This is a genomic window from Rhizobium favelukesii, assembly GCF_000577275.2.
GTDB classification, from domain to species: domain Bacteria; phylum Pseudomonadota; class Alphaproteobacteria; order Rhizobiales; family Rhizobiaceae; genus Rhizobium; species Rhizobium favelukesii.
On the sequence record NZ_HG916852.1, the window covers coordinates 2,282,593 to 2,307,347 of the forward strand.

Annotated in this window: 27 protein-coding genes and 1 riboswitch; of the genes, 11 read left to right on the forward strand and 16 right to left on the reverse strand. The window is 60.2% G+C overall.

Translation table 11 applies throughout. The annotated features are described in order from the left end of the window. Window positions 1–7 precede the first annotated feature (7 nt). From LPU83_RS49870 to LPU83_RS49880, 3 genes are all read left to right on the forward strand, one after another. Window positions 8–388 carry an SUF system Fe-S cluster assembly protein gene (locus tag LPU83_RS49870; protein ID WP_024312708.1) on the forward strand — a complete coding sequence of 127 codons (381 nt, stop codon included), beginning with the start codon at window positions 8–10 and terminating at the stop codon, window positions 386–388. A 134-nt stretch (window positions 389–522) separates the two neighbouring features. After that, window positions 523–915, forward strand: coding sequence for a Fe-S cluster assembly scaffold SufA (sufA, locus tag LPU83_RS49875; RefSeq protein WP_024312707.1), 393 nt, complete (start codon window positions 523–525; stop codon window positions 913–915). Between the two features lie 136 nt (window positions 916–1,051). Beyond that, on the forward strand, window positions 1,052–1,669 hold the full coding sequence (locus LPU83_RS49880; protein ID WP_024312706.1) for a LysE family translocator: 618 nt from the start codon (window positions 1,052–1,054) through the stop codon (window positions 1,667–1,669). Window positions 1,670–1,779: 110 nt separating this feature from the next. On the opposite strand, the gene LPU83_RS49885 is transcribed toward LPU83_RS49880, so the two are convergent. Beyond that, window positions 1,780–1,995 carry a hypothetical protein gene (locus LPU83_RS49885; RefSeq protein WP_141652529.1) on the reverse strand — a complete coding sequence of 72 codons (216 nt, stop codon included), beginning with the start codon at window positions 1,993–1,995 and terminating at the stop codon, window positions 1,780–1,782. Between the two features lie 490 nt (window positions 1,996–2,485). Here LPU83_RS49885 and LPU83_RS49890 point away from each other — a divergent pair, with 490 nt between their 5' ends. Further along, window positions 2,486–3,268, forward strand: a complete 783-nt coding sequence (locus LPU83_RS49890) for an alpha/beta fold hydrolase (RefSeq protein ID WP_024312704.1) — start codon at window positions 2,486–2,488, stop codon at window positions 3,266–3,268. Between the two features lie 56 nt (window positions 3,269–3,324). On the opposite strand, the gene LPU83_RS49895 is transcribed toward LPU83_RS49890, so the two are convergent. The 5 genes from LPU83_RS49895 to LPU83_RS49915 form a co-directional block, all read right to left on the reverse strand. Beyond that, window positions 3,325–3,594 carry a DUF982 domain-containing protein gene (locus LPU83_RS49895; RefSeq protein ID WP_029709861.1) on the reverse strand — a complete coding sequence of 90 codons (270 nt, stop codon included), beginning with the start codon at window positions 3,592–3,594 and terminating at the stop codon, window positions 3,325–3,327. A gap of 99 nt (window positions 3,595–3,693) precedes the next feature. Then, on the reverse strand, window positions 3,694–6,558 hold the full coding sequence (gcvP, locus tag LPU83_RS49900; protein WP_024312702.1) for an aminomethyl-transferring glycine dehydrogenase: 2,865 nt from the start codon (window positions 6,556–6,558) through the stop codon (window positions 3,694–3,696). Continuing rightward, entirely contained in the window at window positions 6,558–6,920 is a 363-nt protein-coding gene (gcvH, locus tag LPU83_RS49905) for a glycine cleavage system protein GcvH (RefSeq protein ID WP_024312701.1), read from the reverse strand. The genes gcvP and gcvH overlap by 1 nt, the downstream gene beginning before the upstream one ends. Window positions 6,921–6,944: 24 nt before the next feature. Further along, window positions 6,945–8,081 carry a glycine cleavage system aminomethyltransferase GcvT gene (gene gcvT, locus LPU83_RS49910; protein WP_024312700.1) on the reverse strand — a complete coding sequence of 379 codons (1,137 nt, stop codon included), beginning with the start codon at window positions 8,079–8,081 and terminating at the stop codon, window positions 6,945–6,947. Window positions 8,082–8,235: 154 nt separating this feature from the next. Beyond that, window positions 8,236–8,327, reverse strand: a riboswitch (glycine riboswitch). A 114-nt stretch (window positions 8,328–8,441) separates the two neighbouring features. After that, window positions 8,442–8,711 (reverse strand): hypothetical protein, encoded by a 270-nt coding sequence (locus tag LPU83_RS49915; protein WP_024312699.1) that lies wholly within the window; start codon window positions 8,709–8,711, stop codon window positions 8,442–8,444. A gap of 119 nt (window positions 8,712–8,830) precedes the next feature. Here LPU83_RS49915 and crcB point away from each other — a divergent pair, with 119 nt between their 5' ends. The 7 genes from crcB (at window position 8,831) to LPU83_RS49950 (ending at window position 14,342) form a co-directional block, all read left to right on the forward strand. After that, window positions 8,831–9,208, forward strand: a complete 378-nt coding sequence (gene crcB / locus LPU83_RS49920) for a fluoride efflux transporter CrcB (RefSeq protein ID WP_024312698.1) — start codon at window positions 8,831–8,833, stop codon at window positions 9,206–9,208. 90 nt (window positions 9,209–9,298) lie between these two features. Continuing rightward, window positions 9,299–10,294, forward strand: coding sequence for an RluA family pseudouridine synthase (locus LPU83_RS49925; RefSeq protein ID WP_024312697.1), 996 nt, complete (start codon window positions 9,299–9,301; stop codon window positions 10,292–10,294). Continuing rightward, a complete protein-coding gene (locus tag LPU83_RS49930; protein ID WP_024312696.1) occupies window positions 10,291–10,944 on the forward strand; it encodes an HAD-IA family hydrolase in 654 nt (217 codons plus the stop codon). Before LPU83_RS49925 ends, LPU83_RS49930 begins: the two co-directional genes overlap by 4 nt. A gap of 8 nt (window positions 10,945–10,952) precedes the next feature. Then, window positions 10,953–11,738: an ATP12 family chaperone protein gene (locus tag LPU83_RS49935; protein ID WP_024312695.1), complete on the forward strand. Its 786-nt coding sequence runs from the start codon at window positions 10,953–10,955 to the stop codon at window positions 11,736–11,738. 70 nt (window positions 11,739–11,808) lie between these two features. Continuing rightward, on the forward strand, window positions 11,809–12,264 hold the full coding sequence (locus LPU83_RS49940) for a hypothetical protein (protein ID WP_037069776.1): 456 nt from the start codon (window positions 11,809–11,811) through the stop codon (window positions 12,262–12,264). A gap of 32 nt (window positions 12,265–12,296) precedes the next feature. Then, window positions 12,297–13,829 carry an acyl-CoA carboxylase subunit beta gene (locus LPU83_RS49945; RefSeq protein ID WP_024312693.1) on the forward strand — a complete coding sequence of 511 codons (1,533 nt, stop codon included), beginning with the start codon at window positions 12,297–12,299 and terminating at the stop codon, window positions 13,827–13,829. A gap of 126 nt (window positions 13,830–13,955) precedes the next feature. Continuing rightward, the gene (locus tag LPU83_RS49950) at window positions 13,956–14,342 is read left to right on the forward strand and encodes a DoxX family protein (protein ID WP_024312692.1); all 387 of its coding nucleotides are present in this window, start codon (window positions 13,956–13,958) and stop codon (window positions 14,340–14,342) included. Between the two features lie 44 nt (window positions 14,343–14,386). Here the strand turns inward: LPU83_RS49950 and sugE are convergent, their stop codons facing one another. The 10 genes from sugE to LPU83_RS50000 form a co-directional block, all read right to left on the reverse strand. Continuing rightward, window positions 14,387–14,701, reverse strand: a complete 315-nt coding sequence (gene sugE, locus LPU83_RS49955) for a quaternary ammonium compound efflux SMR transporter SugE (RefSeq protein WP_024312691.1) — start codon at window positions 14,699–14,701, stop codon at window positions 14,387–14,389. A gap of 132 nt (window positions 14,702–14,833) precedes the next feature. Further along, on the reverse strand, window positions 14,834–15,667 hold the full coding sequence (gene fghA, locus LPU83_RS49960) for an S-formylglutathione hydrolase (protein ID WP_024312690.1): 834 nt from the start codon (window positions 15,665–15,667) through the stop codon (window positions 14,834–14,836). Next, a complete protein-coding gene (locus LPU83_RS49965; RefSeq protein WP_024312689.1) occupies window positions 15,664–16,131 on the reverse strand; it encodes a YaiI/YqxD family protein in 468 nt (155 codons plus the stop codon). The genes fghA and LPU83_RS49965 overlap by 4 nt, the downstream gene beginning before the upstream one ends. 104 nt (window positions 16,132–16,235) lie before the next feature. Then, complete coding sequence (gene gfa, locus LPU83_RS49970; protein ID WP_024312688.1) at window positions 16,236–16,814, reverse strand: S-(hydroxymethyl)glutathione synthase; 579 nt, start codon at window positions 16,812–16,814, stop codon at window positions 16,236–16,238. Window positions 16,815–16,918: 104 nt separating this feature from the next. Further along, window positions 16,919–18,046, reverse strand: coding sequence for an S-(hydroxymethyl)glutathione dehydrogenase/class III alcohol dehydrogenase (locus LPU83_RS49975; RefSeq protein ID WP_024312687.1), 1,128 nt, complete (start codon window positions 18,044–18,046; stop codon window positions 16,919–16,921). A gap of 133 nt (window positions 18,047–18,179) precedes the next feature. Beyond that, window positions 18,180–19,448, reverse strand: a complete 1,269-nt coding sequence (locus LPU83_RS49980) for a zinc metalloprotease (protein ID WP_024319005.1) — start codon at window positions 19,446–19,448, stop codon at window positions 18,180–18,182. Window positions 19,449–19,548: 100 nt separating this feature from the next. Next, window positions 19,549–21,558, reverse strand: coding sequence for an acetyl-CoA carboxylase biotin carboxylase subunit (locus LPU83_RS49985; protein ID WP_024319006.1), 2,010 nt, complete (start codon window positions 21,556–21,558; stop codon window positions 19,549–19,551). An 84-nt stretch (window positions 21,559–21,642) separates the two neighbouring features. After that, window positions 21,643–22,350 carry a hypothetical protein gene (locus tag LPU83_RS49990; protein WP_024319007.1) on the reverse strand — a complete coding sequence of 236 codons (708 nt, stop codon included), beginning with the start codon at window positions 22,348–22,350 and terminating at the stop codon, window positions 21,643–21,645. 97 nt (window positions 22,351–22,447) lie between these two features. After that, entirely contained in the window at window positions 22,448–23,326 is an 879-nt protein-coding gene (locus LPU83_RS49995; protein WP_037070306.1) for a DMT family transporter, read from the reverse strand. Window positions 23,327–23,825: 499 nt separating this feature from the next. Beyond that, entirely contained in the window at window positions 23,826–24,371 is a 546-nt protein-coding gene (locus LPU83_RS50000; protein WP_141652638.1) for a PucR family transcriptional regulator, read from the reverse strand. Window positions 24,372–24,755 lie beyond the last annotated feature (384 nt).

Sequence of the window (24,755 nt, forward strand, 5' to 3'; positions counted from 1 at the left end):
TGTCCAAATGAGCCTGGACGAAAGCGAACAGAAGATCGACGTGCGCGAAGGCATCGTGCATTCCAGCATTCCGGCCGATGAACTAGCGCGGCTCAGCGACGATGTGATTTCGGCGCTCAAGACCGTCTACGATCCTGAGATCCCGGCCGACATCTTCGAACTCGGATTGATCTACAAGATCGATATCGAAGACGACCGTATGGTGAAGATCATGATGACGCTAACGGCGCCCGGATGCCCGGTAGCCGGCGAGATGCCCGGCTGGGTCGAGAATGCCGTCGGCGCGGTCGAGGGTGTATCCGGCATCGAGGTCGAAATGACCTTCGATCCGCCGTGGACGCCGGACCGCATGTCGGAAGAGGCCCAGGTCGCAGTCGGCTGGTACTAGCATGACGGCGAAACGTTGCAGCCTTTTCGGACAGGCTCATACTGCTGGCTGGTATTGATCGGTTAAGCTGCTGGCACTACATTTGAATCGTGAAACGCCGGACCTTGAATCCGCGCGCGGAAGGAGAGAAGCCGATGGGCTTTGCAATAATGAGCATGACGGAAGCTGCAGCGAACCGCGTGAAAGCGATTGTCGAAAACTCCGGACCGGAGGCCAAGGGCATTCGCGTCGGGATCAAGAAGGGCGGCTGCGCAGGGATGGAATATACCATCGACCTCGTGACCGATCCGAATGCGAAGGACGACCTGATCGAGCGCGAAGGCGCCAAGGTCTGGGTCGAACCGTCCGCGGTGCTCTACCTGCTCGGCACAGAAATGGGCTTCGAGAGCACGACGTTGCGCTCCGGCTTCACCTTCACCAATCCGAACCAGACCTCGGCCTGCGGCTGCGGCGAATCCGTCGAACTGAAACCGGCGGATCTTGCGGCGCTCGCCGCGCAGGGCAACGCCGTCATTCCCGCGCATTGATTGTCACAATCGTTCGAATTCTCGAAAAGGCTGCCGGTTTCGGCGGCCTTTTCATTTTACCTCTTCGCGCTTGCGCCTTAAGGGCTCTCTTTGAAAGTCCGCGGGATTGCCCCTGGGGAAGGGAATCGACTGAACGATGCTACTGCTGTTTGCGAAGGGCGCTCTGCTGGGTGTCATTATCACCGCGCCCCTCGGGCCGATCGGAATGCTCTGTATCAAACGCACACTGGAGCGCGGCTTTCCTGCAGGTTTTTCCTGCGGCCTTGGGACCGCGGTCGGCGATGCCAGTTATGCGCTGGCAGCGGTCACCGGCATCGCTGTCTTCGAGGATACGATGTCGGCAGCGAGACTGCCTTTGGCGATCGTCGGAGGTCTATTGCTTCTCGCGCTGGGTTATCGAGGACTGACGCACGATCCGGTCCAGGCAGCCGATGTCAGGTCGGTCGGGCTCATAGGCACGACGCTTGCGACGTTTTTGCTGACGGTCTCCAATCCGGCCACGATTCTTTCATTCGGTGCGCTATTTGCCGGGTTTGGTCTCACAGAAGAGACACGGCGCTTCAGTTCGGCCGTCATCGTAGGTGGTGTCTTCAGCGGATCGCTTGCCTGGTGGTTCTTTCTGAGCGGAGCGGTCAGCCTTGCCAGGAACAAATTGCCAAGGGATTTCACAACAAAGCTCGTGCGGGGAACAAGCTACCTGTTGATCCTCTTCGGCCTCGTAGCGCTCGCTTCCGGAGGCTATTCGCTCCTTTAAATACGCCTCTGTAACGCCATGGCTCTGGCAGATTGAAGAGAGACGAAATTCGCGACATGCGTGCAGACCTTGGGAAACAATGCGAGCCATTATGATTAAACGCATTCATGTTACGGGCGGCGTGTCGCCACGCTCTCAAGCACGAGCGTCAAATTTTGCCCGCGCCGTTCGATCAGCACACCACGAGGGGGATTGCCAGCATTGCTATAGGCGATACGGATTTGTGGCGATGCGGCGCCAACGCGTTCGAACTCGCGCTTGAAATATGGACCGACCTTCCGCGTGTTGTAGAGGCGAAACGGGTTGAGGCGAGTAGCGTACGTCATCGTTTCCTTGAGATCGATAGGCGGAAGATGTGCGAGAATGTCATGTCGATGCCGCGCTGCAGTCGATGCCTCGAATCCAATCCATATGGCGCAAGCGGCCCAAAAGCCAGACCGGCAGACGCTATCGCTATCGCCTCCTGCGGGGGCATCGTCGGCGCAGGAACCGTCGGTAGCGCCCGTCGGTTGGGCCATCGAATGCCTTGCATGGGAACTCGATTCCCTTCCTTACGCCACCTATACCTATGTGTAGCGCGTGCCCGATTGACCGAGCGGTGGGTGGCGAATAGATTCATCTGTGAAACGATCACCATGCGCAAGGCACGTGTGAAGCGCCTTGTAAACTGGTCGTTTCGTAGGGTCGCACAGCGCCAGTGATGCTACTGAGGCAGCGACAGGAAAGCCAACCACGCAGATTTCACAAGCCAGCTTGTGCGGAGCCGGAGGCTTGCGCGCGCGCAGCTGATTGTTCAACGCTCAGGGAACACCGATCATGATGATGAACCGACGGACTTTCTCAGCGGCACTCGTTGCAGGCGCTGCCGCTTCCCTCATCTCCACCCGTGGCATGGCCGCGCCTGCAGCGCCGGCGAAGGCGCGAAACGTCGTCCTGGCGCACGGGCTGTTTGCCGACGGCTCCTGCTGGACGGAGGTCATTGCGCGCTTGCAGGCCGCGGGGCTCAATGCCACGGCCGTGCAGAATCCGCTGACGACACTGCCAGAGGCCGTCGCCTCGGTGCAGCGCGTACTCGACCGGCAGGATGGTCCGACGGTTCTGGTCGGGCATTCGTTCTCCGGCATGCTGGTTACCGAAGCGGGCGTGCATCCGAGCGTATCGGCACTTGTTTATGTTGCTGCGCGTGCACCTGATGCCGGCGAAGACTACACGGCCCTTGCCAAGACATTTCCGACACCGCCAGCTTCCGCAGGCATCGTTTTTGATGGAGACGAGGGACGACTGACTGAAGCGGCGTTCCTGCGTGACTTTGCGGGAGATCTTCCTGAGGCGAAGGCGAAAGTGCTCTATGCCGTACAGGAGCCGTTCCACAAGGCACTACTCACTGGTAAGACGACGCAGGCAGCATGGCGCTCAAAACAGAGCTGGTATGCCGTTTCCACCGAAGACCGAACGATCAATCCAGACCTAGAACGCTTCATGGCCAAGCGTATGGGCGCCAACACCATCGAGCTGAAATCCAGCCATCTATCGTTGATTTCGCACCCGGACGCCATTGCAGGGTTGATCCTGGAGGCGGCGGGCCAACAGAAGGGATAGCGAAAATCTCCGCTGCTCCCTGCGAACGCCGACACAATGAAAGCGCAACCGAGCGCTCAGCTCTTGATGTCGATGCCGGCCTCGACAGCGGCGGCGATGAAGGCTTTGCGGGCATCGTCGTTGGTGCGCTTGCCCTTGATGACGTCGGCGCAGACCAGTAGGGCCTTGTCGAGTGCCGGCCCGTCTTCGGTCGGCCAGTCCTCGATCATCGCCCAGGAGGCGGCCTGAGTTGTGTCGATGGTCACGTACTGGCCGGGTTCTTCCAGCGCCAAGAGCACTGGCTTTGGCCAGAGTGCCTGGGTGATATCGCTGTCGGATTTTGCCATGGGGTGGGTGACCTGTGTTTGCATCGCGGGTTTTCGGTGGTGCGGATGCTTACGCCTTCCCAACCCCTCCCCACAAGGGGGAGGGACCGAGAGGTGTCGTTATTCAGCCGCTTCCGCGTAGCTTTCGACCGGCGGGCAGGTGCAGATCAGGTTGCGGTCGCCGAAGACGTTGTCGACGCGGTTGACCGGGGACCAGTACTTGTCCACCCGGAAGGCGCCGGGCGGGAAGCAGGCCTGTTCGCGGCTATACGGACGATCCCATTCGCCGACGAGGTCTTCGACGGTGTGCGGGGCGTTCTTCAGCGGATTGTTGACCTTGTCGGAGCGGCCTTCCTCGATGTCGCGGGCTTCCTGGCGGATGGCCAGCATCGCTGCGCAGAAGCGGTCGAGTTCGGCCTTGGTTTCCGATTCCGTCGGCTCGATCATCAGCGTGCCCGCAACCGGCCAGCTCATGGTCGGCGCATGGAAGCCGCAATCGATCAGGCGCTTGGCGACGTCGTCGACGGTGACGCCGGCGCTTTCCACCAGCGGACGGGTGTCGATGATGCACTCATGCGCCACACGTCCGGCCTCGGATTTGTAGAGCACGTCATAGGCGCCTTTGAGCCGTGCCGCGATGTAGTTGGCGTTTAGGATCGCCACCTTGGTCGCCTGCGTCAGCCCTTCGCCGCCCATCATCAGGCAGTAGCTCCAGGAGATCGGCAGGATCGAGGCCGAGCCAAAGGCCGCCGCCGAGACCGCGCCGGAGCGTCCGTCCGTTTCCGGGTGGCCGGGGAGGTAGGGCGCCAGATGCGCCTTGACGCCGATCGGGCCCATGCCGGGACCGCCGCCGCCATGCGGGATGCAGAAGGTCTTGTGCAAGTTGAGGTGGGAAACGTCGGAGCCGATGTCACCAGGCCGGGACAGGCCGACCATGGCGTTCATGTTGGCGCCGTCGAGATAGACCTGGCCGCCGTGGCTGTGCACGAGGTCGCAGATTTCCTTGACGGTTTCCTCAAAGACGCCGTGCGTCGAGGGGTAGGTGATCATGCAGCAGGAGAGATTGTCCGCATACTGCTCGGCCTTGGCGCGGAAATCGCCGAGGTCAATATCGCCGTTTTCGCGAACCTTGACGACGACGACCTTCATGCCGACCATCTGGGCCGAGGCCGGGTTGGTGCCGTGGGCCGAGGTCGGGATCAGGCAGACGTCGCGGTGACCATTGCCGTTGGCGATATGGTAGTTGCGGATCGTCAAGAGGCCCGCATATTCGCCCTGCGCGCCGGAGTTCGGCTGCATGGAGAATGCGTCATAGCCGGTGACGGCGCAGAGCTTGTCGGTGAGATCGTCGATCATCTCGCGATAGCCGAGCGCCTGGTCTGGCGGCACGAAGGGGTGAATGTCGGAAAACTCGGGCCAGGTGATCGGCAGCATTTCGGCCGTGGCATTCAGCTTCATCGTGCAGGAGCCGAGCGGGATCATCGAGCGGTCGAGCGCCAGATCTCGGTCCGACAGACGCCTGATATAGCGGGTCATCTCGCTCTCGGCGCGGTTCATGTGGAAGATCGGATGCGTCAGGTATTCGCTGGTGCGGGCGAGGCCCTTCGGCAGGCGATAGCTAGGCTCGAAATCGGCAACGGCGAAGTTGGCGCCGAAAGCGCGCCAGACGGCTTCCAGCGTTGCCGGGCGGGTGCGCTCGTCAAGGCTCATGCCGATCTTCGTGGCGCCGACCTTGCGCAGGTTCACACCCTCGGCGACGGCCGCGCGCAGGATGACGCCCTGTATGTGGCCGACATCGACGGTGATGGTGTCGAAGAAGGTATTCGGCTCGATGGTGTAGCCGAGCTTTTCCAAGCCCTTGGCCATCAGCACGGCCTTCTGATGGACCTGCTGGGCGATCGCCTTGATGCCCTTCGGGCCGTGGAAGACGGCATACATGGAGGCCATGACGGCGAGGAGCACCTGCGCGGTGCAGATGTTCGACGTGGCTTTCTCGCGACGGATGTGCTGCTCGCGGGTCTGCAGCGACAGGCGGTAGGCGCGGTTGCCGCGGGCATCGACCGAGACGCCGACGAGACGGCCGGGCATGGAGCGCTTGTGGGCGTCCTTGACCGACATGTAGGCCGCATGCGGGCCGCCATAGCCGACCGGAACGCCGAAGCGCTGCGAATTGCCGATGGCGATGTCGGCGCCCATTTCGCCGGGCGATTTCAAGAGTGTCAGTGCCAGGATGTCCGCGGCAACGATGGCGATGGCGCCGGTCTGGTGCAGGCGCGAGATCAGGCCGGTGAAATCATGCACGTGGCCGTGCGTGCCCGGATACTGGAAGATGGCGCCAAATACATCGACCGGATCGAGATCGGTGAAGGGGTTGCCGACGACGACGCTCCAGCCGAGCGGCTCGGCGCGGGTCTTGATCAGCTCGATCGTCTGCGGATGGCAAGCGGCGTCGACGAAGAACGCCTTGGCCTTCGACTTCGAGACGCGCTCTGCCATGGCCATGCCTTCTGCGGCCGCTGTCGCTTCGTCGAGAAGCGAGGCATTGGCGACGTCGAGGCCGGTGAGGTCGCAGATCATCGTCTGGTAGTTCAGCAGCGCTTCCAGTCGGCCCTGGGAGATTTCCGGCTGGTAAGGTGTATAGGCCGTGTACCAGGCCGGATTTTCTAGGATGTTGCGCTGAATGACCGGCGGTGTGATCGTGCCGTAGTAACCCTGGCCGATCAGCGAGACGAGGACCTTGTTCTTGTTGGCGGTGTCGCGCAGCTTGTCGAGCGCCTCGCGTTCCGTCATCGGCGCGCCCCAGACGAGCGGCGCCTTCTGGCGGATGGAAGGCGGCACGGTGGCGTCGATCAGGTTGTCGAGGCTGTTGTAGCCGATGACCTTCAACATATCCGTCATCTCGGCAGGAGACGGGCCAATGTGACGACGGTTGGCGAAGTCGTAGGGCTGGTAGTCGGTGAACTGGAATTCTGTCGGCGTCGTCATTACGCGGTGAGCTCCTTGTAGGCCGCCTCGTCGAGCAGGCCATCAGCATCGGCGGCGTTTGCAAGCTTGAGCTTGAAGAACCAGCCGGCGCCCTGCGGGTCCGAATTGACCAGCGACGGATCGGCAGTAATGGCCGGATTGACTTCGGTGATCTCGCCATCAAGCGGACAATAGACGTCGGAGGCAGCCTTCACGGATTCGACGGTTGCGGCATTGTCGTTCTTGGAGAAGGTGGCACCGACTTCCGGCAATTCGACGAAAACTAGATCGCCGAGCTGTTCAACGGCGTAGGTGGTGATGCCGACCGTCGCGACGCCGCCGTCGATCTTCAGCCACTCGTGTTCTTCGGTAAACTTCAGCATGATTGTTCTCTCCGGAAAAATGTTTCAGCGTTTGTAGCTCGGTGTAATAAAGGGAAGGGCACTGACGGTGACGGGCAGGTACTTGCCGCGCACCTCGGCGTAAACCTGCGTTCCAACGGCTGCCTGGGCGAGCTTGACATAGCCCATTGCGACGGGATGTTCGACGGAGGGGCCGAAGCCGCCAGAGGTCACTTCGCCGATCTCAGACTTGCCTTCTGGATCCGCAAAAAGCTTCGAGTGGCCGCGAACCGGAGCCTTACCCTCAGGCTTCAGACCGACGCGGCGACGAGCTGCACCCTTTTCTAGCTCGGCCAAGATGCGGTCTGCGCCGGAGAAACCGCCGGCACGTGCGCCGCCCGTCTTGCGGGCTTTCTGCATGCCCCATTCGAGCGCTGCTTCCACGGGCGTCGTCGTGGTGTCGATGTCGTTGCCATAAAGGCAGAGGCCAGCTTCGAGGCGCAAGCTGTCGCGGGCACCGAGGCCGATCGGCTGTACGTCCGGATGCTCGAGCAACCGCTTGGCGACATCTTCTGCCTTGTCGGTCGGGATCGAGATCTCGAAGCCGTCCTCGCCACTATAACCGGAGCGTGAAACCAGACAGGATACGTCGTGCAGCCGGCAATGGCGCACGTCCATGAATTTCATCGCGGCGACATCGGCCCAGAGTTCCGCAAGCACTTCGACGGCGCGCGGTCCTTGCAGGGCGATCAGCGCACGATCGAGCAGGATGATGTCGCAGGTGTCGCCGATATGCTTCTGGAGGTGAGCAAGATCGGCATCCTTGCAGGCGGCGTTGACGACGACAAAGAGGTGATCGTCGAGATGGGTGATCATCAGGTCGTCTAGAATGCCGCCGTTGTCATCGGTGAAGAAACCGTAGCGCTGGCGACCTTCCGCAAGACCGAGGATATCGACCGGAACGAGGCTTTCCAGCGCAAGGGCGGCGTCCTCATACTTTCCCGATTTTGCCTTGATGACCACCTGGCCCATGTGGGACACGTCGAAGACGCCGGCCGACGTGCGGGTCTGGATGTGCTCCCTCATGACGCCAGCCGGATATTGCACCGGCATTTCATAGCCTGCGAAGGGAACCATGCGGGCGCCGAGCGACAGATGCAGCGCGTGAAGCGGAGTTTTCTTGAGGGCAGTAGTATCGTCCAACGACGCCTCCGGGGTTTGCGCCTGGAATTCCATGCGCGGGCTCAAATCTTCAGACGCGGTTGCGCCTTGCATTTCGAGCCCCCTCTGTCCCTGTGCCTGAGATTGTTATCCCTTCGGCGAGCGTTTCGAGAACGCTTCTCTCCAGAGTTCCGTCTGCCCCTTGCTGGTCCTTTGGCCTGAGAGTTTCCGGGGCGGTTGCTCCTTCGGCACTGGTCGCAGACGACCAGCTTCTCCCAACAAGGTCGGGGGCAATTATCTGGCCATGGCTGTACTTGGCAAGGGGGAATGTCGCCGCCGAACAAATTTTTGTCGCGTGGTCTTGAGGATAGACGGCTACGGGAGAGAGGAACCGGGTAACGTTCAGCTGTCGCTGTAGAGTTCCAGTGCCTGTTTCAACCCGGCCTGCGGCTGCCGTTGCCCCATCGTCATCAGGTCCAAAGCGACTTCCGTCGATTGGATGATATTGGCCGGCTCTTCCACATCTTGGCCGCTCGCAGCCCTGGTTTGACGGTCGGCAGTCCGGCGCGCCTCTTTTGCAGCCGTGCTTGCGGACACGCGCTGCGGAATCCGGAGCGTTTCGAACGCTGCGGCGGCGGTGCTCGCGGAAATCGTGCCGACCAGGACTGTCATGAGGCCAGAATAGAACGTCGGATGTTCTTAACTGGCTAAATTAACTGCCAGCATTTTATGCATCTCAATCTTCCCTGTGGATGATTGGAATTTTCGGTGAGGTGCTTTAGAGCAAATCCATGATGCAAGCCCTCCTTGTCGCCGTCGGCGGCGCAATCGGTTCCGTCCTCAGATATTATGTCGGCCAATGGGCCCTCAGGCTTGCTGGCCCAGCCTTTCCGTGGGGGACGCTGACAGTCAATGTCGTCGGATGCTTTGTCATCGGCGTGTTTGCGGAGATGATCGTGCGACGCTTCGATGCGTCGCCGGAGATGCGCCTGCTGTTGATCACGGGCTTTCTCGGTGGATTCACGACCTTCTCTGCATTCTCGCTCGATGCCATTTCGCTCTTCGAGCGTGGCGCGGCCGTCTCCAGCGCAGTCTATATCGTCGCCAGCGTCGGCCTGTCGATGGCCGCGGTGACCGCCGGACTGGCGCTCATGCGCGCAATCTTGTGAGATTACGGTTTCCGTTTTCGGCGAAAATGCTCTAAAGCCAGCCGCAAAGGTCGCACAGCGCGCCTAAGACCATTTTCCGAAAGATGACGTATGGCGGGTATCGAACACAAAACAGTGGAGCCGGACGAGGCGGGCATGCGGCTCGATCGCTGGTTCAAGGTGCACTTCCCGGGGCTCGGATTCGGCCCACTCCAGAAGCTTCTACGATCGGGTCAGGTCCGCGTCGATGGCGGGCGCGTGAAAAGCGATACGCGCGTGCAGCCAGGGCAGGTGGTGCGCGTTCCGCCGCTCGATGTCGACGCCAAGTCGAAAAACACGCCGATCGCCGGCCATGATCTGAAACACGGGGGCGATTACGAGCTTCTGCAGCGCATGGTGCTGCATGAAGACGACAAGGTGATCGTCTTGAACAAGCCGGCCGGTCTTGCCGTGCAGGGCGGGTCCGGTGTGACGCGGAATATCGACAAGATGCTCGAAGCATGGACCAGCCCGAAGGGCGAAAAGCCGAGGCTGGTGCATCGCCTCGACCGCGATACATCCGGCGTCCTTGTCATCGCCCGCACCCGAGGCGCCGCACAGAAATTGACGGCAGCGTTTCGCGAGCGTGATACCAAAAAGACCTATTGGTCGTTGGTAAGAGGCGTTCCGCGCAAGCACGAGGACAAAATCTCGACCTGGCTGGTGAAGGAAGCGACCGCGGATGGCGACCGGATGCGTGTTGCCAAGCACGGCGAAGACGGAGCCGATCACGCGATTTCCTACTATCGCGTCCTGGAAACCGCCGCGCAGAACCTCGCTTGGCTTGAGATGGAACCCTATACCGGACGGACGCATCAGCTTCGCGTTCACGCGCTTCATATCGGTCACCCGATCATTGGCGACCCCAAGTATTTCATCGAGGATCCGAACTGGGATGTCCCGGGCGGTATCCAGAAGCGGCTGCACCTGCATGCGCGCAAGATCGACATTCCGCACCCCTCCGGCGGCCGACTGCGCGTCAGTGCTCCTTTGCCGCCGCATATGGTGCAGACCTGGAACCTGCTCGGCCTCGATCTCGCATCCCAGGAAAGGGAAGACGACGAATGAGGCTCGCACTCTTCGATTGCGACGGGACGCTGGTCGACAGCGCCGCGCTGATCCATGAGGTGATGGCGCGGACATTCGTGCATTTCGGCTATGACCGGCCTGATGTCTCGTTGACGAAGTCGATCATCGGACTGACGCTGGATATCGCAATTGCGCGGATGCAGGGCAAGCCTCACGTCGACGACGAAGCGATCGCAATGACGGTGCACTACAAGGCGATCTATCTCGGCGTTCGTGACGAACCTGGAATGGACGTGCCGCTCTTTAGTGGCATCAAGCCGCTGATCGATGAGTTGGCGCGGAATGATGACATTCTGATCGGTGCGGTAACCGGCAAGTCGCGTCGCGGTCTCGTCCACATTCTCGAAACACACGGTTTTGCACCACATTTTATCGTTTCGCGTACCGCAGACGACTGCCCATCGAAGCCACATCCAGCTATGGTAACGGAGTGCTGCAGTGAGACCGGCACAAGTCCCGCCGATGCCATCGTGATCGGCGATGCGGTCTACGATATGCAGATGGCGAAAGCCGCAGGCGCCAAGGCGGTCGGTGTCTCGTGGGGCTATGCCAGTGTGGACGACTTGATGGGTGCGGGTGCCGACAGCATTGTTCGCCACCCGAGCGATGTTTTGAAGCACTTTTCCTGAGGTGAAGCATGCGTGATCTGTTGAACGACATAGCAGAGGGATTGAGCCATCCCGACCCGATCCGTCGCGCCCAGATCCAGATGAAGAAGCCATTGCCGAAGCGCTTCTATAAGACGGTCACAGTCGGTGAACTCGACGAATGCTTTTCCATCGAGCTGGACGGCAAGGCTATCCGCACGCCAGCCCGCAAGCTGCTGGTCGTCGCGACGAAGCCGCTTGCGGAACTTTTAGTGCTTGAATGGGATGCGCAGGCCGACCTCATCGACCCTTCGACCATGCCCGTGACGCGGCTCGTCAACACCGCTATCGATGGGGTTGCACCCGACAAGCAGGCCGTCTTCGAAGACATTCTACGCTTCTCTTCGAGCGATCTCATCTGCTATCGCGCCGATGCACCGCAAGCTCTCGTCGAGCGTCAGAAGGAGTTTTGGGATCCAGTGCTCGATTGGGCTGGCAATTCTCTCGGCGCGCGCTTTATCCTGATCGAGGGCGTCATGCATCGCGACCAGCCGCGCGAAGCTAGTTCTGCGTTTTCCGCGGCATTGCGACGGCACGACAATGCGACTGTCCTGGCTGCCCTACATACTATCACGACGTTGACCGGCTCCGCGCTGCTAGCGCTTGCCTTTGCCGAAGGCGTCCTGCCGGCAAAGAAGGTTTGGTCGCTCGCGCATCTCGACGAAGACTGGACGATCGAGCATTGGGGAAGCGACGAAGAATCCGAGGAACGGCGCGAGAAACGCTTCGAGGACTTCAATGCAGCCGCTGACGTTTTTTTGGCCATGAAAGGCTGAAACATATTGCTTTGAGAATGGTTATCGCGAAAATCTGCGACTCTATCGGGGGCGGACGCGGATTTTCTGGATGAACTGGCTCAAGTCGTGCTTTTTTCGGGTTGCGCTTATCTGCATCGCCCTGGCGTCCTGCTCGATCTTCGCGAAGGAACAAGCCGGACCTCTCTATGACGTCCGAAGCGCCGTCGTTGTCAGCCCACAGAAGATACCGCCGGCAATCCTTGCCGGCGTCGGTGATCGCGTAAATGCCGCCATCAACGCCACGGTGCGAACCGAAGTCTATCCGCGTGTCGTGCTGACGATCCGGATCCTTTACGTCGAAAAGGGCCAGGGCTTCGACAAGAGCCGGAATGTCGCGAAGGTCAGCATCGACGCCGCCTCCGTCGAGGATGGATCGGTCATCGCTGTCAGTTCGTTCGAAGTGACCAGCTTTTCCAACAGTCCCACGGCAGCCGACGAGATCCTTGCCGAGGATATCGCCGCCCGCATTCGTTCCGCTTTCTCGCTGCGCGCCGGACGCGCTTGAACAGGCCGCGAGATCCGCGGCAAGGGGTATCCATGAAGGGAATTCTCGAAGAACTCGAACGTCGCCGCGGTATTGCAAGGCTTGGCGGAGGCAGGGCGCGTATCGATGCCCAGCATCAGCGCGGCAAGCTGACGGCGCGCGAGCGAATTGATCTTTTCCTCGACGAGGACTCCTTTGAGGAGTTCGACATGTTCGTCGAGAATCGGTCCAACGACTTCGGGATGGACAAGACCCGAATTGCCGGCGATGGCGTCGTCACCGGCTGGGGAACGGTGAACGGACGAACCGTCTTCGTTTTTGCCAAGGATTTCACGGTATTCGGCGGCTCGCTCTCCGAGGCGCATGCCGAGAAGATCATGAAGGTGCAGGATATGGCGCTCAAAAACAGGGCGCCGATCATCGGCATCTATGACGCCGGCGGCGCTCGCATCCAGGAGGGCGTTGCTGCGCTTGGCGGCTACGCCGAGGTGTTCCAGCGCAATGTGCTCGCTTCCGGCGTCATTCCGCAGATCTCAGTCATCATGGGGCCATGCGCCGGCGGCGACGTCTATTCGCCGGCGATGACCGATTTCATCTTCATGGTCCGCGACACGTCCTACATGTTCGTGACCGGCCCGGATGTGGTGAAGACAGTGACCAACGAGACCGTCACCGCGGAAGAGCTCGGCGGCGCATCGGTGCATACGACCAAATCCTCGATTGCCGACGGCGCCTACGACAATGATGTCGAGGCGTTGTTGCAGGTCCGCCGGCTGATTGATCTTCTGCCGCAATCGAACACCTCGCCGGTGCCGGAAGTCGAATGTTACCAGTCAGTGACGGACACAGATGCATCGCTGGATACGCTGGTGCCTGCGAACGCAAACAAGCCCTACGATATCAAGGAATTGATATTGAAGACGGTGGATGAGGGCGATTTCTTCGAGATCCAGGCGAGCTTCGCCAAAAACATCGTGTGCGGGTTCGGGCGGGTCGAGGGATCGACAGTCGGCTTCGTGGCAAACCAGCCAATGGTGCTCGCCGGCGTGCTCGACAGCGATGCATCGCGAAAGGCGGCACGGTTCGTCCGCTTTTGCGACTGCTTCAACATCCCGATCGTGACGTTCGTGGATGTGCCAGGCTTCCTGCCGGGAACTGCGCAGGAATATGGCGGGCTGATCAAGCACGGTGCGAAGCTGTTGTTCGCATACGCGGAGGCGACGGTGCCGAAGCTGACGGTGATCACGCGCAAGGCGTTCGGCGGTGCCTATGATGTCATGGCATCCAAGCATCTGAGGGGTGACTTGAACTATGCCTGGCCGACGGCTCAAATCGCGGTGATGGGCGCGAAGGGGGCCGTCGAAATCATTTTCCGGAAGGACATCGCCGATCCCGAAAAGATCGCCGCGCACACGAAAATGTACGAGAACCGATTCCTTTCACCTTTCGTGGCTGCCGAGCGCGGCTATGTGGACGAAGTGATCATGCCGCATTCTACGCGCAGGCGGCTGGCACGCGGCCTCAAGATGCTTCGCAATAAAGACCTGAGCAATCCCTGGAAGAAGCACGACAATATTCCGCTTTGAGGAGACTAAAGTGGGGAAAGCTAAGGAAAATCAACAGGAAGTGATCGCCCGTCAGCGATCCGTGTCTTCATTCCTTTTGGCGAAGCAGCTAACGCTCCGCTGTCTTTACTCAAAAGGAGAGTCTCCATGGAACGACTGAGCGCATACCAGCCCTACGCGCTTGCCGCCCTGCGCGTCATTGCAGCGCTGCTGTTTATCGAACACGGAACAATGAAGCTTTTCGCGTTCCCGGCCGCACAAATGGAGGGGCCGCTGCCGCCATTGCTGCTGGTCGCCGCTCTAATCGAAGTCGTCGGCGGCCTTCTCGTCCTGATCGGCCTGTTCACGCGACCGGTCGCCTTCATTCTGTCGGGACAGATGGCCGTGGCCTACTTCATGGCGCACGGGTCGAAAGCCTTCTGGCCAGCACTGAACGGTGGCGAAGCAGCGATTCTGTTCTGCTTCGTCTTCCTGTTCATCTTCTTCGCCGGACCCGGTGCTCTATCGGTCGACCAGCGCAAGGCCACCGCCTAACAGCGATAAACGCCGTGGCCGGCTTTACCGGCCACGGCTGCGGCTCATGCCGTGGCCTTCAAACCGGCAATCCCGGCGACAATCAGTGAAATGCAGAGCAGACGCGAGGCGGTGGCAGCATCGCCGAGCAGCCAAATGCCGAGCAACACGGTGCCAACACTACCGATACCGGTCCAAACAGCATAAGCCGTCCCGATTGGCAGCGTCTTCACGGCGATGCCCAGCAGCACGACGCTGACAACCATCGAAATGACGGTCAACGTCGTGGGTAGCGGGCGCGTGAATCCATCGGTGTACTTTAGGCCGATTGCCCAGCCGCACTCGAAAAGGCCCGCGAGAAAAAGCAGAAACCAAGCCATCGTTATCTCCATCCCGAGCGAAGACGTCCCCGATGCAGCGAGCTCCACAGAGGGCGCCGCTGACTTGGGAAAACGGTTCAATTCAGGTAGGAAACCACATGGCGCCGCTACCACCCGTTTCTTGCGCACCCTTCAGGCAAGCCGTTTCGCATGCCACTTCAGATGGTCGTCCATGAACGTCGAGATGAAGTAATAGGAATGGTCATAGCGCTCATGCATGCGCAGGGTGACCTTGATATCGGTGTCCTTGACGGCTTCTTCGAAGAGCCATGGGCGCAAGCCATTCTCCAGGAAACCATCGGCCTTCCCCTGGTCGATCAGGAACTCGGGAAAACGTGCGCCGTCTGCTACCAAGGCGCAAGCATCGTATTTACGCCAGGCCGCCGGGTCTGGGCCAAGGTATTTTTCGAACGCCGGAGCCGACCAATCGGCGGTGGATGGCTCCGCGATCGGTGCGAAAGCCGAGCAGCTCTTGAAACGGTCCGGATTCTTGAGCGCAATGGTCATGGCGCCATGGCCGCCCATCGAGTGGCCGAAGATGCCTTGGCGGCTCATGTCCATGCGGAAGTGTTGGCTGACATGCGCTGGAAGCTCTTCGGTGATGTAGGTGTACATCTGGTAGTTTTCGGACCAGGGCTCCTCGGTCGCGTCGAGGTAGAAGCCGGCGCCCTTGCCCATTTGCCAATTGGTGAGCTCATCTGGGACATCGTTGCCGCGCGGGCTTGTGTCCGGGCAGACGATAATCAGACCGAGTTCGGCGGCCATGCGCCGATACTCGCCCTTTTCCATAACGTTGGCATGCGTGCAGGTTAAGCCAGAGAGGTACCAGACAACCGGGCAGGGCTCCTTGATCGCCTCCGGCGGAACAAAGACTGCAAAGGTCATATCGCACTTGCAGGCGTCGGATTCGTGCGTGAAAACACCCTGCATGCCGCCAAACGCGGTCGTCTGTGAAATGATGTTCATTCTTTACCGTCCGTTCTTGGAGCAAGCGCCTTGGCCCGGCGGCACAGGCGATCGAAAGTTTCGAGGAACCGGGAGCGATCCTTCGGGTTGAAGGCGGCATTGTAACCCTTGCTTTCGCCGGTCTCTCTCAAGTGAGCGCCGAGATCGCGCATGGCACTGGCCATTCCGATATTCGTGTCGTCGAAAACCCGTCCCGTCGGACCGCTGACAAGCGCACCGGTCGCCACGCAGCGGACCGCGAGCGGGACATCGGCGGTGACGACCACGTCACCAGCGCCGGCATGCTCGGCAATCCAGTTGTCGGCGGCATCAAAGGAGGCCGAGACGATGACATTGTGCACCATCGGGTCGCGCGAGGGGCGCAGACCGGAATTGGCGACGAAGGTCACTTCGATGCCGTGGCGCTCGGCGACCTTGAGGATTTCCGGTTTCACCGGGCAGGCGTCTGCATCGACATAAATCATGAATTTCAATCTGCTTTGGCTGAAACGCTACGCGGCACCTGACGGGCGCGTAGCGGCGGTTCGTTCGGGTCTCATAATCCGACGGCTGCCATTCGTTCAAGACATTAGGCTTCCTTCAGCGTGCCTGTCTTCTTCGCCACCCAGGTCGCGATGACATCCATCAGCGTCGGGTTCAGGCAGTCATAGGGCGTGAGGCCGAGTTCGTTCAGGCGGCCGCGTACGCCTGCCATCGCCGAAGGCGGCGTGCCCGACTCGATGATCGAGGAGACGAAGGCCGCAAATGTCGGCTCCGGCCAGCCGCCTTCCTGGAAGCGTTCCGGATGGACGAAGTCGAGCCCTTTGAACGCATGTTCGCGCTCCACCGGTCCGTACATGTGGACGCCGCAAGCCTTGCAGGCGTGGCGCTGAATAAGCGCATCCGGATCGACGACGTGCAGCTTGTCGCCATTTTCAAGCACGGTGACGCTTTCATGCGGGGTCACCGCGACGACTGAAAAAGCCGCTCCCTTCGGCTTCCAGCATTTGGTGCAACCGCAGGCGTGATTATGGGCGATGGTGCCCTTGATCGCGACCTTCACGGCACGGTCGGTGCAAGCGCAGACCAGTGTGCCGCCATCGAAATTTTCCTGGCCTTTCTTCACGCCGCCGTCGAGGGCGGGGTGTATCGATACTTGACTTGGCATGTTCAGCTCCTCCTCCTTAGCTGCCCACGGCTCCCAAATCAGGATCAATTTGCGAAAAAGCCGCAGGCCATTTCAAAGTCGCGCCGCATTCCGTCGTCTTGTCCTCAATAAAGTACCACGCTTCGGATGCTTTCGCCGGAATGCATGAGCTCGAAGCCCTTGTTGATGTCTTCGAGCGGCATCGTGTGGGTGATCATCGGATCGATCTCGATCTTGCCCTGCATGTACCAATCGACGATCTTGGGCACGTCGGTGCGGCCGCGGGCGCCACCGAAGGCCGTGCCCATCCAGCTGCGGCCGGTGACCAGCTGGAACGGCCGGGTGGAGATCTCCTGGCCAGCGCCGGCAACGCCGATGACGACCGACTTGCCCCAGCCGCGGTGGCTGGCTTCCAGCGCCTGGCGCATGACCTTGGTGTTGCCGGTGCAGTCGAAGGTGTAGTCGGCGCCGCCGATCTGGTCGGCACCGCGCTTTGTCATGTTGACGAGGTAGGGCACGATGTCGTCGCCGACCTCCTTGGGATTGACGAAATGCGTCATGCCGAAGCGCTCGCCCCATTCCTTCTTGTCGTTGTTGAGATCGACGCCGATGATCATGTCGGCACCGGCAAGGCGAAGTCCCTGGATGACGTTGAGGCCGATGCCGCCGAGGCCGAAGACGATGGCGGTCGCGCCGATCTCGACCTTGGCGGTGTTGATCACCGCGCCGATGCCGGTCGTCACGCCGCAGCCGATGTAGCAGATCTTGTCGAAGGGGGCGTCGGGATTGACCTTGGCAACGGCAATCTCCGGCAGCACCGTGTAGTTGGCGAAGGTCGAGCAGCCCATGTAGTGATGGATCTTGTCCTTGCCGATCGAGAAGCGCGAGGTGCCATCCGGCATCAGGCCCTGGCCCTGGGTGGCGCGGATCGCGGTGCACAGATTGGTCTTGCGCGACAGGCAGGACGGGCATTCGCGGCATTCCGGCGTATAGAGCGGAATGACATGGTCGCCCTTCTTCACCGACGTGACGCCGGGACCGACATCGACGACGATGCCGGCGCCCTCATGGCCGAGGATCGCCGGAAACAGACCTTCCGGATCGGCGCCCGACAACGTGAAGTCGTCGGTGTGGCAGATGCCGGTCGCCTTGACCTCGACCAGCACTTCGCCGGCCCGCGGTCCCTCCAGCTGCACGGTCATCACTTCGAGCGGTTTGCCAGCTTGTACGGCAACGGCGGCGCGAACGTCCATGTCAGGTGTCTCCTGCTGATTTGATTGCGCGGACCTTTGCACGCACGGCGCTGCCGGCTCAAGGAAAAACTGTCCGGATGCTTGAGTTTCAGCCTCGAATACGCTGATTGCGCCAGCCACTGCGCGGCTTGCGTCAGAAGAGCTTTTCGGTTGCGAAAATAATGGCATAGCCATGTATCGCAATAGCCGCATAGAGACCGAAGGCAACGAGCATGCGCTCGCCATCCTTCATCTCGTCGAGCGTCTGGCGCGGCTTGACTGAGCCGCCGCTGACGAGACTGACAAGCGTGAAGACGAGCAAGCCCATCGTCAGCATTTTCGCGGGCAAACCGATTTGGAATCCGATGCCGAGAATGCAGAGCGTTACCACGAAGCTGGCGGCTATCTGCGACCTTGGCGTGCGAAAAATCTGCCGGAGGACCTGGCCTCCATCGAAGCGATGCATCGGCAGTAAATTCAGCAGGTTGAAAGCACCGAGAATCAACATGAAAACGAGCAGAGGCGCCCGTGACGCCGAAGGCAGTAGGCTCACGTCCGAAAGCTGCGTGGCGACCGCAAGGATGGGGACCAGAAAGGCCGACATTCCCGCGCCCATCAGCGCACAGGTTGCCACTTCGAACAACGAACGGTACGGCCTGCCGCCGACGGCAATGCCGCCAAGCAGCGGCACAAAGATCATTCTGACCGATGCATGGCCGAACATGCGGTAAGCGGCCATATGGCCCAGCTCGTGCAGCGCTATGACGAGCGTCAGGAAAGTCGAGAGCATAAGGCCACTCGCATTGAGCCCGAAGAACGGCCAGAGCAGCAGAGTCGACAAAACCGCAAGACCGCCCTGGACCAGCGGTCGCTCGAAGTAACCCTGCGGCAGGGATTCGCCCGTCTTCAACCATCCGTCCAGCGCCTGCAATTCACGGCGCAGGAAAAAATAGCGAAACATGAGGAAAGCCAGTCCGCGATAGCGGTCAGTCTGCTCCACCTCCAGCAAGGCACCATCTGATGTCGGTCGAATGATGCGCCGCTCGCGGTAGTCATTCCAGAACGCGGGGTCCAGCGTGCTGTCATCAATGATGCGAGACTGGAACCCGTGGGCGTTCTTCGCGACGTATGGCAGCGGTTCAAGTGCGAGAAGTCTGCGTGACGGCGCGCCGGTCTTGTCGAGATGCCGGTAGGTTTGCTCCACAATGCCCCGGCGATTGGCGAGCGCGCGACTGCTGACGACAGAGTGGTGCCAGGATGCATCGGGACCGGCGGGATTCATCGCCTTCCAGAGTATATCGGGGGAGCATCGATAGATCCGGCGAAGGCAGATGGTTCTACGCCCCAGCGGAGCGCGCATCAAAAGCCAGAGAAGGCCAAGATTTATGATCAGCAAGAGGACCGCCGATTGCAGCGCCGTCATTTGCTACCTCCATCCAGAATCCGACCGGGGAGGCGCAACGATAGGCAATCAGCGGTTAACAAAACCTAACCGCCGCGACTGTTAGCAGCATCGGCGTTCGTCAGGCAAACTCGAGTATCACGGCATCGACAGCTAGGCTCTCTCCCGGCTTGGCGTTTATTTTGCTGACGACGAGATCGCGTTCGGCGCGGAGAACATTCTCCATTTTCATGGCCTCGACGACGGCAAGCGTTTCACCGGCTTTGACTTCCTGCCCCTCGACTACGGCGATGGAAACGACGAGACCGGGCATCGGGCAGAGCAGCAGCTTCGACGTATCCGGTGGAAGCTTGACCGGCATCAATCTCTCGAGCTCGGCATGACGCTGCGTCAGCACCTTGGCTTTCAGGGATATTCCTTGCCAGTCCAGCCGAAGACCGTTGAGAATAGGGCGGATTTGCGCAACCACGCTCTGGCCCGCGACATTGCCGCGCCACACGGCGTCGCCAGGTCTCCAGTCGGTGACGACGTTAAAAGTCTTGCCGCCGATCTCGATGTCCATGTCGAACGGGATCGTCACGAGCCCGTCCACCAAACGTGCATCCACGTAGCTGTCACCGAGCCTGACGGTCCATTCCTCCCGGCTCGCGCCGGACGGGGGGCGCAACCTGTCGGCGAAACGCTCCCTGCGGTTGGCTTCAATGAGAGACGCTGAAAGAGCGACTGCCGCCAGAAGGGCCTCCTGACCCGCATTCGGCGCCACCGGGGCAAAGCCGTCCGGATACTCTTCGGCGATGAAACCGGTCGACAGACGCCCTTCGCGCCAGCGAGGATGCTTCATCAGTGCAGCAAGGAAGGGGACGTTGTGTTCGATTCCATCGACAACGAAGCCGTCGAGTGCCTCGCCCATCGCTTCGATCGCCTCCAGGCGCGTCGGCGCCCAGGTGCAGAGCTTTGCGATCATCGGATCGTAATACATCGAAATCTCGGCACCCTCGAAGACGCCGGTGTCATTGCGCACAATGGCGCTCGCGGATTTGCCTTCAGCGGGCGGCCGGTATCGCGTCAGGCGCCCGATAGACGGCAGGAAATTGCGGTAGGGATCCTCGGCGTACAAACGGCTCTCGACGGCCCAGCCGTTCAGCTTTATGTCGCTTTGCGCAAACGGAAGCCTCTCACCGGCAGCAACGCGGATCATTTGCTCGACCAGATCGATACCGGTGACCAGTTCGGTGACTGGATGCTCGACCTGCAGGCGGGTGTTCATTTCCAGAAAATAGAAATTGCGGTCACGATCGACGATGAACTCCACGGTGCCGGCGCTTTGGTATTCCACAGCGCGGGCGAGTGCGACGGATTGCTCACCCATCGCCGTGCGGGTCTTAGTATCGAGGAAGGGCGAGGGTGCCTCTTCGGCAACTTTCTGGTTGCGGCGCTGGATCGAGCACTCACGCTCACCGAGATAGACCACATTGCCATGTGCGTCCGCGAGTACCTGGATCTCGATGTGACGGGGCTCGACAACATATTTCTCGATGAAGACGCGGTCGTCGCCGAACGAGCTCTTCGCCTCCGAACGAGCCCGATCGAAACCGTCGCGTACTTCCGCCTCGTTCCAGGCAATGCGCATGCCCTTGCCGCCGCCGCCGGCCGACGCCTTGATCATGACGGGATAACCGATCTCGGCTGCGATCTTTTCCGCGTGCGATGCGTCCTCGATCACGCCGAGGTAGCCAGGGACGGTGGAGACCTCGGCGGCGTTGGCAAACTTCTTCGACTCGATCTTGTCGCCCATCGCCATGATGGCCTTCGGCTTTGGACCGATGAAGACAATGCCTTCCTTCTCGAGTGCCTCGCAAAACGATGCCCGTTCGGACAGAAAGCCGTAGCCGGGATGGACGGCTTCCGCACCCGTCTGCTTGCAGGCAGCGATGATCTTATCCGCCACGAGATAGCTTTCGGCGGCCGTCGCAGGACCGATATGAACGGCCTCATCAGCCATTTCCACGTGGAGTGCATCCCGATCCGCATCCGAATAGACCGCGACCGTCGCAATTCCCATGCGGCGCGCGGTCTTGATAACGCGGCAAGCGATCTCGCCGCGATTCGCGATCAGAATTTTCTTGAACATGGAGACTCCACCCAAAACATGCGTTCCGGAGTTTTACGCATAAACACCGGAACGCACAATCAGCCGAAAAAATATCGGCGGGTGTCAGGCGACCGCGGTTTCGTTTCCGAAGCTATCATCCACGATCCTGAGCCAGCGGCTGCGGCGTGGGGGCTCGGCATAGTCAACGAGTTGTAGCGCCGAGAGAATGTCGGCCCAACGCGGGTGATTACCGACGGGCAGCGTCTCCTCTGCGATCTGCATCAGGACGCTCCAGGTGAGGGGCGGTGCCTTGATGACGCCGGCATCGCTTACGCTCCGCAGAACCCGCATCACGTAGTCGATGTCCTGGCGGGTGATGCCCTTTCGATCGATCGCACGAGATAGCGTGTAGCCGCCGATGTTTTCCACCAGGGCAAGACGCAACTGGTCGAGCGCGAAGGCGCGCAGCTCATCCGGCACGTTGGCCGAGATCTCCATTGCGTGCAGAACCAATTCGAGCTCGATCGCCGAATTGACCACGCCGTCGGTTGCGACCATGCGCATGAGCCAGGTCACATTGATCTCATCGAGAGACCCTTGAGGGTAGGTGTGGTTGACAATGAAACCGGCGAGCTGCTCCACAAAGAAGGCGTTCCACTCCGGGCATTTTTCGGGGCAGGAATTATTCAGGGCCAGCATGGCGACCACGTCGTGCGCGGTCCGGATGCCTTCCGGGAAGGTGTGCTTGCGCAGCAGACTTATGTCTTCGGCCGTCAGCCGATGCTTCCCGGCAATCACACATGCCGGAAAAGCAAGACGGAATTCGCTCATCTTTTGTCTCCAAACCTCATCATGAGGCCGAAGGGCCTTCTACCGCGAGCGAATTGATGATCCCTCAAGAAGCAGTGTTAACGGCGCGCTCAATCAGTCACGACGTTTTTAATGATCGCGCCTGCACGCGCTCCCGCCAGATGATGAAGAGACCGGAAGCGACGATGATCAGGATACCGATCCACTTCGAAAAGTTCGGAAAATCGCCGAAGAGCGCGTAGCCGAGCACCGTTGCGGAAATGATTTCGAAATACTGGAAGGGTGCGAGCAGCGACAGCGGTGCCAGCCGGAAAGCTCGTACGATGACCATATGAGCATAGCCCGAAATCGTCCCAAGGATCAGCAGCAAAGCAAGCGCCAACGCAGAGGAAGGCAAGGAGGGATGGAAATCGCCGACGCCGAGCCCATTGCCCACGGTCAATGCGGCGGCCATGAAGGCGGTGCCGCCGATGCCTGCCATCGTCTGCATTGTCAGCGGTGAATCGGCATCGCCGATCGCCCGATTCAGAAAAAGATAAAGCGAGTAGAGGAAGGCACAGAAAACGGGCAGGAGCGCTTTCAGGCCAAAAATCTCGTAGCTCGGCTGGATGACGATCATTGCGCCACCGAAACCGACGGCGATCGCCATCCACCGACGCCAGCCGACCTTGTCGCCGAGGAAGATCGCCGACAGCGCGGTGAGCATGAGCGGCTCGACGAAATAGATCGCGAAGACGTCCGCGAGAGGCATGTATTTCACGGCAACGAAGAAGAGGAGACTGGCTGCTCCGTGGAGGACCCCGCGCAAAAGATTCATCCAGGGCCGCTTTGCATGCAGCGCCTTACGGCCGAAGATCAAGAACAGGAACGGCAGCGTGCAGACGAGCTGGAAAAAGAACCGGTAGAATGTCACCTGGCCGGGCGACATTGCCTCGAAGGTCGCCATGTATTTGGCGATTGCGTCCATCGCCGGCAGCACGAGCATCGCGCCCACCATCAGGGCCATTCCCTGAAGAGGATTTTGGTGTTCCGGAGGATTGCGCATCGCTGAGGTTCTACATTCGGTTCAGGCGGCTATACCGAAAGTCACCCGCTTGGTGAAGGGGCGGAATCAGCCGAAGGGACCGAAGCCGGGTGCATAGTCCCCCTTCGGATGTCGGGTGGAGCCTTCCCGGAGCGACAAAAACAAACGCCTGATGGAGCATCGAAGCATCGGCTTGGTTAGGGCCTCGATGCAAACGGAGGAAAATTCCATGCAAGTCAGTCGAACCATGACACACACTGCGACCGGGAACGAGTTCGACACATATCAGGGGCATCGACTTGTAACGCCCGTTGCAGATAGGTCGGACCCTGCCAGTCTCGAGGATCGACAGCCTCCCTTTCTCGCGGGATTGAAGACGGGCGACCACGTCGCCTGAGCCCGAGGGCGTTTCAAACCACGTCGCCTTTTGCCGCACCTGGGCACTATGCGCTCTCGGGAGACGTCGTTTCCCCTAAATATTCGGCGTGGATTTGCATGCGAGACTGAGTAGCGTGACGTCGCTCACATCGGCGATGCTGCGGCCCGTGACCGCTTCGATACGCTGAAGGCGTTGATAGAGGGTGTTCGGGTGAATGCCCAAAGCCTGAGCGCTACGCGTTACCGACTTTCCCTCCTGAACGTAACGCAAAAGGGTTTCACGAAGGACGCGATGCCTCGGGTCCTGAACGAGGGCTCCTAGGATGTTGTGGACGAAGGCAAGGTCGTCCTGCCGTGCCTGTCCTTTCAGAAGTAGCTCCAGTCCCATTTCGCGGTATCGGAGATGTCCTGCACGGCCACGGGGTGAAAGCCCTTCGGCGGCCTGCGAGGCGAGGTCCCGCGAATTGAAATGATGCTCGTTTGCGTCATAGATCTCACTCGCTCCAATGGAGATCGACAGCCCGGTCGCCACGTTCGCGATCACGTTGAGATTGCGTTCGAGCGCTGCGGTGGTGGACGCGGAGACAAGCATGATCACCTGTTCGTTCTCGTGGAAGATCAGCGCATTCGGTGTGGTCATCGCCTGCTGCAGATCGGATTCCAGCTTGTACAAGGATAAGACGGCGTTGGTCGGATCCGTTATTCGAGGCCGGAGCGACGAAGATCTGGTGGAGGCAGTCAAGCCTGAACCCGAAATGAGTCCCGCGTCCCTCGGACTCCAACCGAGTCGACAGCGCCTCGAAGTGCGCTTTCTTGCGCGCGTTCAAAACGTCCATCCGCGACATGTCCCGCAATCGGGAGCCTCGATTCAACTTTCTCGATCCGTGGGGACACCATGTCGAGCTCTTGGAATACCGGGACGTACAGTTCACGAAATCGACGACTGTCCTCAACGCCTCGGCGTTTGGCCGGAGAGCGACGAGGCGAGGGCACAAATGGCCGCAAAGGGATTCCTTTGATCCAC

Bases quoted from the DNA above. Each gene is read 5' to 3' on its own strand.
- LPU83_RS49870 (WP_024312708.1), top strand. From the start codon at position 8: ATGAGCCTGGACGAAAGCGAACAGAAGATCGACGTGCGCGAAGGCATC.
- sufA (WP_024312707.1), top strand. From the start codon at position 523: ATGGGCTTTGCAATAATGAGCATGACGGAAGCTGCAGCGAACCGCGTG.
- LPU83_RS49880 (WP_024312706.1), top strand. From the start codon at position 1,052: ATGCTACTGCTGTTTGCGAAGGGCGCTCTGCTGGGTGTCATTATCACC.
- LPU83_RS49885 (WP_141652529.1), bottom strand. From the start codon at position 1,995: ATGACGTACGCTACTCGCCTCAACCCGTTTCGCCTCTACAACACGCGG.
- LPU83_RS49890 (WP_024312704.1), top strand. From the start codon at position 2,486: ATGATGATGAACCGACGGACTTTCTCAGCGGCACTCGTTGCAGGCGCT.
- LPU83_RS49895 (WP_029709861.1), bottom strand. From the start codon at position 3,594: ATGGCAAAATCCGACAGCGATATCACCCAGGCACTCTGGCCAAAGCCA.
- gcvP (WP_024312702.1), bottom strand. From the start codon at position 6,558: ATGACGACGCCGACAGAATTCCAGTTCACCGACTACCAGCCCTACGAC.
- gcvH (WP_024312701.1), bottom strand. From the start codon at position 6,920: ATGCTGAAGTTTACCGAAGAACACGAGTGGCTGAAGATCGACGGCGGC.
- LPU83_RS49915 (WP_024312699.1), bottom strand. From the start codon at position 8,711: ATGACAGTCCTGGTCGGCACGATTTCCGCGAGCACCGCCGCCGCAGCG.
- crcB (WP_024312698.1), top strand. From the start codon at position 8,831: ATGATGCAAGCCCTCCTTGTCGCCGTCGGCGGCGCAATCGGTTCCGTC.
- LPU83_RS49925 (WP_024312697.1), top strand. From the start codon at position 9,299: ATGGCGGGTATCGAACACAAAACAGTGGAGCCGGACGAGGCGGGCATG.
- LPU83_RS49930 (WP_024312696.1), top strand. From the start codon at position 10,291: ATGAGGCTCGCACTCTTCGATTGCGACGGGACGCTGGTCGACAGCGCC.
- LPU83_RS49935 (WP_024312695.1), top strand. From the start codon at position 10,953: ATGCGTGATCTGTTGAACGACATAGCAGAGGGATTGAGCCATCCCGAC.
- LPU83_RS49940 (WP_037069776.1), top strand. From the start codon at position 11,809: ATGAACTGGCTCAAGTCGTGCTTTTTTCGGGTTGCGCTTATCTGCATC.
- LPU83_RS49945 (WP_024312693.1), top strand. From the start codon at position 12,297: ATGAAGGGAATTCTCGAAGAACTCGAACGTCGCCGCGGTATTGCAAGG.
- LPU83_RS49950 (WP_024312692.1), top strand. From the start codon at position 13,956: ATGGAACGACTGAGCGCATACCAGCCCTACGCGCTTGCCGCCCTGCGC.
- sugE (WP_024312691.1), bottom strand. From the start codon at position 14,701: ATGGCTTGGTTTCTGCTTTTTCTCGCGGGCCTTTTCGAGTGCGGCTGG.
- fghA (WP_024312690.1), bottom strand. From the start codon at position 15,667: ATGAACATCATTTCACAGACGACCGCGTTTGGCGGCATGCAGGGTGTT.
- LPU83_RS49965 (WP_024312689.1), bottom strand. From the start codon at position 16,131: ATGATTTATGTCGATGCAGACGCCTGCCCGGTGAAACCGGAAATCCTC.
- gfa (WP_024312688.1), bottom strand. From the start codon at position 16,814: ATGCCAAGTCAAGTATCGATACACCCCGCCCTCGACGGCGGCGTGAAG.
- LPU83_RS49975 (WP_024312687.1), bottom strand. From the start codon at position 18,046: ATGGACGTTCGCGCCGCCGTTGCCGTACAAGCTGGCAAACCGCTCGAA.
- LPU83_RS49980 (WP_024319005.1), bottom strand. From the start codon at position 19,448: ATGACGGCGCTGCAATCGGCGGTCCTCTTGCTGATCATAAATCTTGGC.
- LPU83_RS49985 (WP_024319006.1), bottom strand. From the start codon at position 21,558: ATGTTCAAGAAAATTCTGATCGCGAATCGCGGCGAGATCGCTTGCCGC.
- LPU83_RS49990 (WP_024319007.1), bottom strand. From the start codon at position 22,350: ATGAGCGAATTCCGTCTTGCTTTTCCGGCATGTGTGATTGCCGGGAAG.
- LPU83_RS49995 (WP_037070306.1), bottom strand. From the start codon at position 23,326: ATGGTGGGCGCGATGCTCGTGCTGCCGGCGATGGACGCAATCGCCAAA.
- LPU83_RS50000 (WP_141652638.1), bottom strand. From the start codon at position 24,371: ATGACCACACCGAATGCGCTGATCTTCCACGAGAACGAACAGGTGATC.